Origin of the sequence: Microcystis sp. LE19-8.1F (assembly GCF_027531715.1) — a bacterium.
GTDB classification, from domain to species: Bacteria; Cyanobacteriota; Cyanobacteriia; order Cyanobacteriales; family Microcystaceae; genus Microcystis; species Microcystis wesenbergii_A.
On record NZ_JAPZSO010000154.1, the window covers coordinates 1 to 14204 of the forward strand.

Consider the following 14204-nt stretch of genomic DNA (forward strand, 5'->3'; position numbering starts at 1 on the left):
ATCACTTTCTACTGTAGTATCAGCAGTGGGGTCAACTGTTACAGTAGCAGTCGCTGAACCAGCCAGAAAATTCACTGTCCCAGTTGTACTGGTATAACTAGCTGCACCGGTTTGAGTGTAATCTGTGCTAAAAGTAGCTGTTCCCCCAACTGTATAGTTAGCGGTTAAGGCGCTGGTAGTAGAACCAGTACGAGTGAAGGTATAGACTAAGTTAGTTGTCCCGTCTTCATTGACACTACTGGGAGAGACAGCAAGAGTAATACTAGGGAAATCATCATTGGTAATTGTCCCGGTAACTGCGGTAGTTGTCCCAACTGTATAACCTGTCCCAGAAGCAAGAGTTAAAGCAACAGTTTCATCACTTTCTACTGTAGTATCAGCAGTGGGGTCAACTATTACAGTAGCAGTGGATGAACCAGCAGCAAAGGTGACACTGGTGGGAATAGAAGTGTAATCGGTTCCATTGGTTGCTGTCCCACTAACTGTATAGTTAACAGTTAAAGCATCAGTGGTTACTCCACTACGAGTGAAGGTATAAACCAGATTACTTGTCCCGTTTTCAGTTACGCTTGCGGGAGAAACCGCCAGGGTGACATTGATATCGTCATTGGTAATTGTTCCCGTAACTGCGGTAGTTGTACCTACTGTATAACCTGTCCCCGAAGTGAGGGTTAAGGCGACGGTTTCATCAGGTTCAACTGTGGTGTCAGCAGTGGGGTCAACTGTTACAGTCGCAGTCGCAGCATTAGCCGCAAAGGTGACAGTATTATTAGTCCCGCTGCGAGTGTAATCGGTATTGAGAGTCGCAGTCCCCCCAATACTGTAATTGACTGTCAAAGCACTTGTTGTTACTCCACTACGAGTGAAGGTATAAACCAGATTACTTGTCCCGTCTTCAGTTACGCTTGCGGGAGAAACCGCCAGGGTGACACTGGTATCATCATTTTGAATGGCTCCGGTGGCAGTAGCGGTGGTAATAGTAGCGCCGTTGGTGGCATTGGAGAGGGTAACGGTAAAGTTTTCGTTCGGTTCTACTGTTGTATCTCCCTGAACGTCAACAGTAATCACCTTACTGATTTCCCCCGTCGTAAAACTCACTACCCCACTGGGTAACACTCCCCCGACAAAATCAGTGGCATTGGCAGGATTGCTGCCGCTGCCGGTAACTGCCCAGTTGACGTTATTGCTTCCCGTGGTATTAACCGCACGAGTGACGGTGAAAGTAAAGGCTTTACTGCCACTATTGCCCTCGGTTTGATTGGCACTGGTGGCGGCAATAGCGAGGGTGGGAACTGCGGGCGTACCCACATTTAAAGCCCACAAGTCATAACCGTTAACGCCGTCATTGGCGCTGAAGTACAGGGTGCTGCCCACTACCCTCAAATTGCGGGGGTTAGAGCCATTGGAACCAGGGCGGATGTCGGCTACCAGAACTGTACCGGCCGCCGTGCCGTCGCTTTTCCACAATTCCTCACCGTTAACGTCGTCAAAGGCAGTGAAGTACAGGGTATTGCCCACTGCCGTTAGATAGCGGGGGAGGGAGCTAGAGTAACCAGGGCGGATATCTTTGACCAGAACCGTACCCGCCGCTGTGCCGTCACTTTTCCACAATTCTCTACCGTTAACGCTGTCAATGGGAGTGAAGAACAGGGTATTGCCTACTGCCGTTAAATTGTTGGGGTAAGTGCCAGGGATATAGGGGTGAGAAACGCCGATATCTTTGACCAGAACCGTACCCGCCGCTGTGCCGTCGCTTTTCCACAATTCTCGACCGTCATAAGCATTACCGTTATCGCTAAAGTCATAGGCAGTGAAGAACAGGGTGTTGCCCACCGCCGTTAGATAGTAGGGGCCAGAGTAACGGGCGCCCACCAGAACCGTACCGGCTGCTGTGCCGTCGCTTTTCCACAATGCATAACCGTTAACGCCGTCATTGGCAGTGAAGAACAGGGTATTGCCCACCGCCGTCAGATTGCGGGGTTTAGAGCCATTGGAACCAGGGCGGATATCTTTGACCCGAACTGTACCGGCCGCTGTGCCGTCGCTTTTCCACAATTCCTCACCGTTAACGTCGTCAAAGGCAGTGAAGTACAGGGTATTGCCCACCGCCGTCAGATTGCGGGGGCCAGAGCCATTGGAACCAGGGCCGATGTCGGCTACCAGAACTGTACCCGCCGCTGTGCCGTCGCTTTTCCACAATTCCTCACCGTTAACGTCGTCAAAGGCATTGAAGTACAGGGTATTGCCCACCGCTGTTAGATTGCGGGGGTTGGAACTCAAGCCACCAGTGATAACGCCACCGGAGCTAGAGGAGCCGGGGCGGATGTCCTTGACCAGAACCGTACCCGCCGCCGTGCCGTCGCTCTTCCATAATTCCTTACCGTTCACCCCGTCATCAGAGGTAAAGTACAAGGTGTTGCCCACTACTGTAAGACTGCCTGGCGAGGAGCTAGAGGAACCAGGGCGGATGTCCTTGACCAGAACCGTACCCAGCGCCGTGCCGTCGCTTTTCCACAATTCAGTGCCGTTAACGCCGTCAGCGGCGCTGAAGTAGAGGGTATTACCCACCACCGTTAGATTGCTGGGATTGATATCCTTAACTAAAAAAGGAGTTGACATGATTTTTTCCTGAATAAAGAGTAAAAATTAAACAATTAAGCCCCTAAAGAAGGCACCATCCACACCGATTGAGTGCCGTCGAGGTCGGTATCTCTCAAAGAAACCCGTTTTCTAAAGAAGTTCTAGGATTGGATTTTTGCCAAAGACTGCTTAAATTCTGCGAGAGAATTAGCGGTAGCTGCTAATTTTAGTAGCTCTTCTAAGATAGTAGGGTTAGTCATTTTGCCGATTATCTCTTCAATTTCTGAAGAAATTTGTCCAAACCGCACAGTTAAAACTGTTTTGATGTCATCGCGGCTTTTTTCTAACGCGCCAATTTCCTTGCCAATTTCCTTGCCAATTTCCTCACCAATTTCTTTACCGCGTTCGATTCCTCGTAACTCCATATTACTCATTAAAGGCATGGTTCTTTCCTCCTCAAATTGTTTGATTTTACTCTCTAAATTTGACTGCAATTCAGAGGATAAAGTCATCATATTGTCGATGATTTCAAACAGTTTAATTATCTGTTCCCTCTCGAACTCCTTTTCATATAATCCCCTGATTAACCTCCACTTCCACTGTTCCCGTTGTGGCAGCTTCCCAGTAGTCGCTTTTGTTTTCAGGTGTGCCATGACTATTATAGCAAAGGGATTGCTACTTGCTTCCAATTAGTCGCTGATAACTGATAACTGATAACTGATAACTGAATAGAGTTTGTCAGCGAAACGTTTTTTTGTCTTTGCTGAAGCGGTAATCCGTTTGAGTTCTTTTTCTAAGGATTCGGGAATTTTTGTCCAATCAATCAATTGGTGAACTTCAGGAAAAAAGAAGCATAAAAACGCTTCAAAATACTCGCTTAATGCTTCTTTACAGGGTTCATCATAATTAGCGGTTGTCTGTTTCATTATGACAATTTTAGTGGGTTGTTGTCAGAAGGTGAACGCTAACATAAGAACTAAGCAGTTAAAGTATTTAACCAATTGATTAAATCTTCAACCGTAGAGAAATCGAATAAAGCTTCTCTCTCACAAGTCCAGAAAACGGGTTTCTCGAAGAAACCCGTTTTCTAAATAGTTTCTCAAAGAAACCCGTTTTCTAAATAGCGCCTTTTTCTGATTTTTCTTGCCAAGTACCGTGAAACCCCGGAGGGATAACACTGGGTAATTGCAGACAGCAAAGGGGTTCTTTTTCTAACTGCTGACTATCATAGATTCTCACTTGGCTGCTGTGATTATTGCCGTCGTAAACCACGAGGATTAACCATCCGGTTTCTGGAGATAAACCATCGCAGACAAAAATCGGTTCACTGCCATAACAGTTATTTTCTAGATAGGCAATAGTTAACTTACCTGTGGAGTGATTATAACAAGCGGGAAGTCCGATGATTTCCCGACGAATATCGCTATCGGGACGATGGACGGCTAAAAAAGTATTTTGCCATTTTTGTCCCACCAGTTGCGGGGAAACCACGGGAAAATCACAGCTTAAATCCGAGAGAATTTCCTGATTAATTACCTTTGCTGATAGGGGATTAATGGTAATACTTGCCAATTTTCCGATGGCTAAAGTTTCGGTTTTACCCGTGGCAACTTCTTTTAAAAATTGATTAGTTTTAAAGTCGTCATAACGGACAAAAACAATTTCAAGATTGCCTTGGTCATTCACACAACCATTAGCGAAGTGCCATTGAAACCATGAATCTGTAACACTTTCACTGACTAATTGCAGAGAATCTCGCTCAAAAATTAGTATTCTTGTTCCTAATTCTGGCTGCCACTGCATGGCATCACTAAAAGTTTTAAATCCCAACAGTATCGATAATTTATCCGCTTTTATCGGTGGGACAAAAAAGACGAGATACTGTCCCGCTAAAACAAAGTCATGCAGCAGAGACAATCTATCTAAATTAAAAGTTTTTTTCTGGATAATTTGACCAGTGGAGTCAGACTTATAGAGATTTAAACTAACTTTGGCACTGATTGTCACCCCGAAATTAAAAATCTCTCCTCTGGACAAATCTAGCTTAGGATGAGCGGAAAAAGTTTCCTTTGCTTGTAAGCTAGATAAATTATCTAAGCCTAGGGTTTCTAAAGATTGTAAATCTAATTTATGGGGAAAACCTCCTTCCCAGAGAGCTAATAATTTATCTGGTAAAGCTAACACCGAGGTATTAGCGGCATTTTTTACCTCTTTTCCCCAATTATTCCAAAAAAAGCCGGGGGCATTCATGCCATAATTAGGAAATAAATATTGATTAGCGGCGCTTTCTTGCTGATAACCAGCAGTCTGAACATAACGATAGGTGGCACTGGCTCCATTATCATGAAAATTTACAGCTAAAACTGCCCCATCTCCATCAAACCAATGACCAACTTTCTGCTTACCTCTTTCTAATCTCCCCGGACCATTGCGATAGAGACTCCCCCGCAATCCATCGGGAATTTTCCCCGATAATAAGGTTAATTGCGTTTCAGAAAATTCCACTGCTGGTTTTTCTAAAGATTTTGCCCAAGCTTTCATAGATTTGTTTTTTTAGTGATTACATAGTTTAAGTATAGCCCTAGACTAGGTTCAATGACGATAATTTCGCCAGTTTACCAGTTAATTAGTATTCACCGCAACCCATCAATTATGTCATGATAAAGTGTCGGGATCAATTCCCAGAGAACGGATATATTCAGCTAAACGTTCAGCTTTAAGACGCTCTTGTTCTAACCTTTTAGATAACTCAATAGAAGTTAAAAATTTCTGACCATCTAAACTATAAATTTCTAACTCATCTCCTCTCAATTCAAATCGGATATTTAACCGAGGACTAATCCATCCCTTAATCTCAGGTATAGAACTTAATATTCCTTCCCGTCTCAACCATCCTTGAAAATTATGAGAATCTGGATCATAGAGATAGTATTCTTCCACTCCATAACGTTGATAAAACAGGAGTTTTCGCTCCATTTCTTCTAAACTATTAGAAGGGGAAAGAATTTCAAAGACCACTTGAGGAGCAATATTATCTTCTTCCCATTGTTTATAGGAACCCCTTCTTCCTTTCGGACGACCAAATACTACCATAACATCGGGAGCAACGGGTCCAGTAATTTTTTTATCTTGGACGGGATACCAGAGCAGATCCCCCGCAATAAAAACGTTAGGAGAATTAGCAAAGAGAATCTCTAGGTTTTCTTTAATTTTCACGATCCATTCATATTGTTCGGTATTATCGGCCATGGGTTTACCGTCACTATCTGGGTATTCAATATCTGGATCAATAGCTGGTGTAAAGGTCATAATTTATGCTCTGAGGTTATTTGTCTGAAGATTATAATTTTAGCATCTGTAAGACCTGATCTATTCCCCTATATCTAGGGAGACATAACATCGTTATATCCCGACAGGTTACGTTGATAGGATTGATTTGCCTAAGTCTATATTTGTAGAGACTTGTCATGTTTAGTCTCTACAAAAGGGGTTAGAAAATAACGGACATATTGATCACTGATGGGACTACTTCTAAGCTAAGACGCATTTAAAGCGCTTATTCTTAAGATTAGCCGAATCTCCCCCAATCCCTTTACTGTTGCAAGAGTGCAAGAGCGCAAGAGTGCCTCGTCTCAACAAGCAATTTAAATGCGCGGGCAGCTTATCTGTCTCTACTGGATGAGTAGCAACATCGCTAAAAAACATCTGCTCCGCCTACTGCTGCCCCTCTACAAAGATGCCAAGGCGGCCGGCTACCATTGGTTAGCCCTAGAAACTGGGGACCTACTGTCCCGACTTGATCGAACCCCGGAAGTGGAGGTGCTTAAAAATCAGGCCCTCCCTTCCCCCCTAGTAGATGCGCTCGAACCCCAAGAAGCTTGGCAACTGTGCCTGAATGCCTTGGCTAATCTGTGCGCGCCAACACCAACCCCGGGTAAATCCAACCCCGTCGTCCGCCTTGCTTGGTTTCTCAGTATCTATTCCGAGGATTATTTCCTGCAACCAAAAGAACAGAAACTCGACGCGCGGGGCAATGGTCGTCGCGGCCGTCCCGTCTCCCTTAAACGTCTGCGAAAAACTGGGGAAATTGACTATTTAACCCCGCAAGACCTGAAAATTTGCGCCCATATCTTCGTGGAATCCAGTTACTATGGCCAGAACGAGTATCACTTTGAGCGCCGGGCAATTCTCGAACTGATCGGTCATCCCCTGGTGTTTTGGGAAGATTCCCCCAGAACGAGGGTAGAAATCGTCGCCGGGGAACTGGAATTGCGAGTAAGTAGGGAAAAATCGGGTAAATTAATCCTGTCTTTACTGCCCGATCTCAGCGAGCGCCAAGAAGTGCTGATTTGGAAAGAAACCCCCACTCGCGTTAAGGTAATCGAAGTCAAGCCGGAACACCGAAGCATCGCCGACATTATCGGCAAAAGCAACCGCTTAGAAGTCCCCGACAAGGGCCGGGAAAAAGTGCTGGCCGCAATCAATTCCCTGTCCGGGATGGTGACAGTACATTCCGATATCGGGGGAGGAAAAGCAGCCCGGTCAGTGGCAGCCGATAGTCAACCCCGGATTCATCTCTTACTGGCCGGAGAGGGTTTAAAAGTGGCGGTTCTCACCCGTCCTTTTGGGGCAGCCGGTCCCTATTTCCGGCCTGGAAAAGGGGGCGAAACAGTGATCGCCGAGATCGAGGGGGAACGGCTGCAAACAACTAGGGATCTAGCCCTAGAGAAAAAACTAGCGCAAACAGCGATCGATTCTTGTCCCACCCTGATCAGTTTTGAGGAAGAAAACGGGGAATGGCGGCTAGAAAATCCGGAGGATTGTCTCGATCTACTGCTGGAATTGCGGGAATTAAGCGATAGTGTCCTCGTGGAATGGCCAGAAGGGGAAAAATGGCGGGTGTCGCGTCAGCTTCGATTACAGGACCTACACCTAAATATCCACAGTCAGCACGATTGGTTTGCGGTAAGTGGGGAACTGCACCTAGAGGAGAAATCGGTGCTGAGTATGCAGGAGTTGATGAAACTGCTAGAGGGATCGCCGGGGCGGTTTATTCCCCTCGGAGATGGTCAATTTCTCGCCCTAACCGAGGCATTTCGGGAACGGTTACAGGAAATGCGCGCTTTCTCGGAAAAGTCCGGCGACGGTTTGCGGTTTCATCCCTTTGCTGCCCCGATTCTCTCCGAACTCAGCGAGGAAGTGGGACAACTCAAGGCCGATAAACGTTGGCGCGACAATTTACAACGCTTTCAGGAAAGTCAGGATTTTACCCCAGAAGTCCCCTCAACTCTACAGGCAGAATTGCGCGATTATCAATTGGAAGGCTTTCGTTGGTTAGCTAGGCTGGCCCAGTGGGGGGCCGGGGCCTGTTTGGCCGATGATATGGGATTAGGGAAAACTTTACAGGCCCTGGCAGTAATCCTAACCCGCGCCTCGGCGGGACCGACTTTAGCGATCGCTACTACTTCAGTATGTTTGAACTGGATTAGCGAGGCGGAAAGGTTCGCACCCACTTTAAATATCATCCAATTGGGAACAGGCGATCGGCAAGCCCGACTCGATCGACTGCAACCTTTCGATCTGTTGGTCTGTAGCTATGGGTTATTACAGCAGGAAGAAGTGGCAACCATGTGGGCCAGGGTAGAATGGCGGACAATCGTTCTCGATGAGGCCCAAGCGATTAAGAATTTCTCCACCAAGCGCTCGAAAGCGGCAATGAATCTGCGGGGGGATTTTAAATTAATCACCACGAGAACACCGATCGAGAATCATTTAGGGGAATTATGGAATCTTTTCCGTTTTATTAACCCCGGATTGTTGGGATCCTTGGAAAGTTTTGATCGCCATTTCGCCACCCCGATCGAAAAATACGGCGATAAAACCGCTCGCGAACAGTTAAAAAAACTGGTGCGGCCTTTCCTTCTCCGGCGCACCAAAAACCAAGTTCTGGCGGAATTACCGCCGCGTACCGAGATTTTAGTCCCGATCGAGTTAAGCGTCGAGGAGAAGGCGTTTTACGAGGCCTTACGGCGGCGCGCTTTGGAGAAATTAAGCGAGAGTGACAGTACCGCCGGGGCGAAACATCTCCAGGTACTGGCAGAGATCATGAAATTACGCCGGGCCTGCTGTCACCCGCAGTTAGTGGCTCCAGATTTGGATTTAGCAGGCTCGAAATTGTCCCGTTTCGGGGAAATTCTGGATTATTTATTGGATAATCAGCATAAAGCGTTGGTATTTAGTCAATTTGTCGATCATTTAGCGATTATCCGCAGTTATCTCGATCAAAGACAGATAAAATATCAATACCTCGATGGTAGTACCCCTGCTGGCGATCGGCAGAAACAGGTGAAAGCTTTTCAAGCGGGGGAAGGGGACGTATTTTTAATTAGTTTAAAAGCCGGGGGGACAGGATTAAATCTCACCGCGGCCGATTACGTTATCCATCTTGATCCCTGGTGGAATCCCGCAGTGGAGGATCAGGCCTCCGATCGCGCCCACCGCATCGGCCAAAAACGTCCGGTGACGATTTATCGCTTAGTGGCCAAGGATACGATCGAGGAAAAAATTGTTGATCTGCACCACCATAAACGCGATCTTGCCGATAGTTTATTGGCGGGAACCGACGCAAGCGGCAAGCTATCTACCGACGAATTATTACGCTTAATCGCCGAGGGATAAAAATATCCCCGACCCCGTTTAAATGCGGCAAATACTGCCAATTAAACTAACTTTTTGATAGCTGCTACTAACTGCTCGATTTCCGAGGACAAAGTGAAATAATGAACACAGGCACGGACCGAGAGGGGGTCGAGGAGAGTTCGCAGTAAAAACCCTTGTTTTTCTAGCTGTTGCACTAACTTTTGTGGGGTGATGGCCGAGTCAATTTGAAAGGAAACTAAACCGGATTCTGGTGGAGAATTTTTTAAACATTTCACCCCTTTAATCGTCTTTAATTCCCCCCAGAGATAAGCCGCTAATTGACAGATTTTTTCGTATCTTTGTCCCCCATCACCCCAGGCGTTATGTACCGCAATAGTTGCCCTTAAACCCTCAAATTGAGGATAGGCAGAAGTGGCCACTTCAAAGCGTCTGGCATCCGGTTTCCAACCGATAGGCTTTCCTCGGTTATCTGTTTCAATACCGCGCCAACCGATAAAAGTGGGCTGTAAACTAGGGAAAATTTCGGGACGAATATACAATCCTCCCACACCGGCCGGTCCACACCACCATTTATGACCTGTAAAAGCATAACAATCGGCGCCGGTAGCGCTTAAATCTAAGGGCAAACAACCCACGGATTGGGCAGCATCCACCACCACTAAAACGGGTTTTTCGGTGACAGAATTATCATGACAAAGTTGCGAGATTTCCTTGAGGGGTAAAACCTGTCCGGTATTCCAGGGAACATGACTAACCACCAAAACCCTAGTTTTTGGACGTAAATGAGCGGAAATGACTTCTATTGGGTTGCCGCCGTTTAAAGTTTCCCGAATAGGACAAGTGGAGATTTCCAGATGATAACGACGGGCAATTTCCCGAACTGTGGCGATAATTCCGGGGTGTTCACAATCGGTTAGTAAAATATGTTCCCCCGCTTGCCAGTCAACCCCCCAGAGGGCGATATTACAGCCTACAGTGACATCCTCAGTGATAGAGAGAGTGCTGGGGCTAATTCCCAATTCCTGAGCCATTTCTTGTCTGAGAAGTTCCGTTTTTCTGGTAATCCAATCGTTTACCCGTCCTGAAAACGGCCCCTGTTGTTGGAGAAAATTATGGGCATCGATAATCGCTTCTAATCCGGCCTTGGGCAAGGTTCCCTGACCACCGAAATTAAAATAAACTTTATTACTAAGTCCCCGAAATTCCTGTCTTTGTTCGGCTAAATCCGGTTTACTAACGGCGCAATCGAGGCTATTTTCGTCTAAATTCTGCATAAGCGAGGAGATGGGGGGGTCAGTTATCAATTATCGGTTATCAGTTATCAGTTAGAAGGTGTTGGGTTTTAAGGTTTTAGGGTTTTAGTTGAATTCCCCATTTCCCCATTTCCCCATTTCCCCACTTCCTGACGACCGACGACCGAAGGCTGAATTCTATCGACGGATTAAGTCGTAATTGTCACAATAGTATTAAAGTAGAGGAAACATACTTGGGAATGTTTTCTTTTTTTAAGTTTATTATTTTTTACTTTACCTCACTGGTCTAGGAAAGCTTAACTTTTCTCCTTGTATAGAATGCTACTGACCGATGATCTACTTCTAGACTACCAACGTTGTCAACGCCGTGCGTTTTTAAATCTCTACGGCAATAGCCAAGAAAAAGACCCTGAGCGAGATTTTTTGCTTAAATTGCGCCAAGAGAGTCAAAGTCACGTTAAAAAAGTCCTGCAAGACTCCTATCCCGATTATTGTTCCCTGACTACCCCCATCACCGATATTTTAGCCGCCGCTAGGGAAACGGAAGCTTTGATGCGTCAGGGGGTACCCTGTATTTATCACGGAGTCCTTTTACAATCTGGCTATCCCGTCTCTTTAACCGGGTCCCCGCATTTATTAATTAAACAGGCAGGAGAGTCGAAATTTGGCGATTGGATTTATTATCCCCTCAATATACAACTCGGTCGCCGTCCTAAGCCTGAATATAAGATTATGGCTACTTTTTACGCCTATTTATTAGCCAGTATGCAGGGAGTTTTTCCGGGTTATGCCGAAATTGTCCTGCGTCGTCATAATCGCTATCGGGTGGAATTGAATCTCTGGTTAACTAAACTAGAGGAAATAATCAAAAAGTTCGGCGAAATGGTGATTAATCGGCAAGAACCAGAAGTTTTTATCTCGCGTCAGCGTTGCAGTTTATGTCATTGGTATAGTCACTGTTATGGTATCGCCCAAGCGAGTCAACATCTTTCTTTAGTTCCGGGGGTGACTCCCAGTCGTTACCAATTTTTACAGTCTTTGGGGGTTTCCACCATGGAATCCCTTGCGCTTACCTGTCCTACCCGTATGGGGGAGGGGATGGGGTTAGAGGTGGCTAATCAGTTACAATTACAGGCCCAAGCAATTATTGAAAATCGGGCCTTTCGCAAAAGCAACGGGAAAACTGCTTATTTGTCCCCCCTACCGAGAGCCGAGATTGAATTTTATTTTGACATCGAAGCGGAACCAGAACAGAATTTAGATTATCTTTTGGGGATTTTACGGGTTGATTATCGAGTTAATACCCAGCAATTTTATCCCTTTTTGGCAGAAAAGCCAGAAGATGAAGGCAGGATTTGGCAGGAATTTTTAAGCTTAGTCATGCAGGATTATCAAGCACCAATTTTTCACTTTTCTGAGTACGAAGTGGAAACAATTAAGCGATTAGGTTATCTTTATAAAACCCCTTCTTCTTTGATTAATCAGTTAGTTTCTCGCTGTTTTGATCTACACTATCAGGTAGTTAATTCGGTAACTTTTCCCGTGGAAAGTTATTCTTTAAAATCCCTCGCTAACTGGATTGGCTTTCAATGGCGCGATCGAGGAGTAAGCGGGGATCAATGCGTTTGGTGGTATGACCAGTGGTTAAAAACAGGAGATCGGACTTTATTGGCGGCTATTTTGCGTTACAATGAGGATGATTGTCGCGCCACCTTTATACTAAAAGATTGGCTTGTAAACTTTTTAATTTGATTCTAAAGATTTATGACAAATAGGGGGGTAGGTAACATCTGCTACCCGTAGCTGCAAAGGGAAAATGATAGGCTATGAATGTGAAGACAGTCCCCTCACCCAATGGTGATCCCCATGTTCTCCCCACTTTTTCCGCTTCTACTCCTACTGCTTTCCTTCCTTAGTCTTCTCTGGTATCAAAAGACCGATAATGATATTTTTAAAGCTCTTGCCGTTAGTAGTTTGATTTTTGCAATTATTTGGGGCTTAATTCTCGTTCATTGGTCAATTCACCTGCTGGGACTGCTGTTATTGTTAAAATTCAGATCCCCCGCTTTCAGTTTGGTGCGCGTGCCTAGATGGTGATGGTTTGACCCTAATCTTCCAACTGTCGGGTAAGTACTTCGATCGCTTGTACATCGATCGTACCGGGAGGGGTGAGAATAATAAACTTACCCCCTGCCACTTTTAACGGTTCACCACAGTTAGGACATTGGCATTCTGTGCGATTAAAACCCGTAAATTCGTAGCTACAGACGGGACAGCTATCTTCAACTAAATTGCGTCGCAACCACCAGCGAAAAATCCCCCAAGCAATGACAGGGGAAAATATCAGGAATGCCACGAGAATTAAAAAACTATTGACTAACCAACCTAGTCCGATCGAGCCTAACAACAAGCCGACTAAAATCAAAGATAAGAAACAACCCAAACCAGAATCATTGACAGAATAGCTGCGGAAAAAGTTGTTATTCACGGCTCAACCCTCGATTCATCAAAGCTGCAATTATCTTTAACCTAACACATTCCCAACACATTGCCACGGTTAAATCTTCTTTTTGACTCACTGGTTCCTCGCTCTATTCTGCCTTGGGTTTAGTTTTGATCGAGATTATCCAGATTGACATCCTCATCGCTGGGGCCGGACGGTGATGACCGGCAGCTCGAACAGATTTAACCCAAAGAACTTCGGTTGGGCTTCGGCCGTGATCTCAGGCTTCGACGGTGAGATCAGCCGAACCGCCGAAACGCCGAACGGTTGAAGCGTCAACCAGATGCGCCTTCTTTGCCGAAAGTCTTGAAGAAAAAAATTTAATCACCAGTTATCAAGAGAAAGAATTGTGAACGCAAAGCGCTCGCTATGCGAGATCGAACCTATTCACAGAAGGCTGAAGATATTTAGGGTTTGATCATCAAGATATAGGAATCGGAGACGGCGTTTTGGACTGAGATTTAATTTAATTGCTGGCATTGACAATTATGAACTTGCTTGAGGCTATCATCAAGTGGCTGAATAAGACTTTTGCGGGATATCTATGGATGGTTGGCAGTGGTCTCGCCTTCTGGTGTTAGGTTACACCTCGGAGCCTTCCGTTCCCCGCTTCAATGCCAGGGTTGTGATTTCTGAAACTGGGGGTGGCTATCGCCCTTACTCTCGCCTTTGTCTTGCAAAAATTGATCACAAAATATATTGACCTTGAGTTCCCTAGCCAAGTTTTGGTAGTACATTGGGGCTAAAAACTCTACTAGGCAGTTATTTCGGGCATTGCCCGCCTATTTGATGCCTAAAAGTCTCGGACTATATGAGAAACGTTGTCACCACCATCAAGAGCTAATTAGAACAAATTTACTAGGGGAAAAGACCCGACCAGAAAAAGACCAAAAGCCGAAAGGCTTACGTAGCAAGGGATAGAAAAAAGATCAAAAAATTTTGCCAAAAGGGGTTGACAAACCTAGGGAAGTTAGATACATTGGTAAATGCGCGGTTGAAGCGAAGCGAAAGCGAAGCGAAACAAACGACGCTGGAACCTAGACAAAACAATAGTTTGAAAGCCAAGTAAAACAGCCTCGTTTAGAAGCAATTCTATAACAAAGAAGTCAAACCCGCAAGGGGGAGACGAAAAAAAGTCAAAGAATCAAACGATTCATCATGGAGAGTTTGATCCTGGCTCAGGATGAACGCTGGCGGCGTGCCTAACA

General features: G+C 45.6%; 9 protein-coding genes and 3 pseudogenes. 4 read left to right on the plus strand and 8 right to left on the minus strand.

From position 1 onward, the window contains the following. The 6 genes and pseudogenes from O9334_RS15145 to O9334_RS15170 form a co-directional block, all read right to left on the minus strand. A partial coding sequence (locus O9334_RS15145; RefSeq protein WP_288000910.1) for an ELWxxDGT repeat protein occupies positions 1 to 2619 on the minus strand: 2619 nt, incomplete at its 3' end. A gap of 122 nt (positions 2620 to 2741) precedes the next feature. Next, positions 2742 to 3233, minus strand: a complete 492-nt coding sequence (locus O9334_RS15150; RefSeq protein WP_288000912.1) for a hypothetical protein — start codon at positions 3231 to 3233, stop codon at positions 2742 to 2744. 36 nt (positions 3234 to 3269) lie between these two features. Next, positions 3270 to 3506, minus strand: coding sequence for a hypothetical protein (locus tag O9334_RS15155; protein ID WP_288000914.1), 237 nt, complete (start codon positions 3504 to 3506; stop codon positions 3270 to 3272). 50 nt (positions 3507 to 3556) lie between these two features. Next, a pseudogene (locus tag O9334_RS15160) lies at positions 3557 to 3622 on the minus strand (DUF4351 domain-containing protein); the annotation flags it as partial. A gap of 74 nt (positions 3623 to 3696) precedes the next feature. Then, entirely contained in the window at positions 3697 to 5121 is a 1425-nt protein-coding gene (locus O9334_RS15165) for a carotenoid oxygenase family protein (RefSeq protein WP_288000915.1), read from the minus strand. A gap of 114 nt (positions 5122 to 5235) precedes the next feature. Beyond that, positions 5236 to 5889, minus strand: a complete 654-nt coding sequence (locus O9334_RS15170; RefSeq protein WP_190380750.1) for a Uma2 family endonuclease — start codon at positions 5887 to 5889, stop codon at positions 5236 to 5238. A gap of 354 nt (positions 5890 to 6243) precedes the next feature. Between O9334_RS15170 and O9334_RS15175 the strand changes: the two are divergent. Beyond that, a pseudogene (locus O9334_RS15175) lies at positions 6244 to 9258 on the plus strand (DEAD/DEAH box helicase); the annotation flags it as partial. Between the two features lie 41 nt (positions 9259 to 9299). Here O9334_RS15175 and O9334_RS15180 read toward each other — a convergent pair. Continuing rightward, positions 9300 to 10514 (minus strand): aminotransferase class V-fold PLP-dependent enzyme, encoded by a 1215-nt coding sequence (locus tag O9334_RS15180; protein WP_045357694.1) that lies wholly within the window; start codon positions 10512 to 10514, stop codon positions 9300 to 9302. Positions 10515 to 10811: 297 nt separating this feature from the next. Between O9334_RS15180 and O9334_RS15185 the strand changes: the two genes are divergently transcribed. Then, positions 10812 to 12245 carry a TM0106 family RecB-like putative nuclease gene (locus O9334_RS15185; RefSeq protein ID WP_288000918.1) on the plus strand — a complete coding sequence of 478 codons (1434 nt, stop codon included), beginning with the start codon at positions 10812 to 10814 and terminating at the stop codon, positions 12243 to 12245. A 102-nt stretch (positions 12246 to 12347) separates the two neighbouring features. Then, positions 12348 to 12590, plus strand: a complete 243-nt coding sequence (locus O9334_RS22905) for a hypothetical protein (protein WP_045357690.1) — start codon at positions 12348 to 12350, stop codon at positions 12588 to 12590. A 10-nt stretch (positions 12591 to 12600) separates the two neighbouring features. Here the strand turns inward: O9334_RS22905 and O9334_RS15190 are convergent, their stop codons facing one another. Continuing rightward, entirely contained in the window at positions 12601 to 12981 is a 381-nt protein-coding gene (locus O9334_RS15190; RefSeq protein ID WP_045357688.1) for a hypothetical protein, read from the minus strand. Between the two features lie 328 nt (positions 12982 to 13309). Between O9334_RS15190 and O9334_RS15195 the strand changes: the two are divergent. Then, positions 13310 to 13498, plus strand: a pseudogene (locus O9334_RS15195) (hypothetical protein); the annotation flags it as partial. Positions 13499 to 14204: the final 706 nt, after the last annotated feature.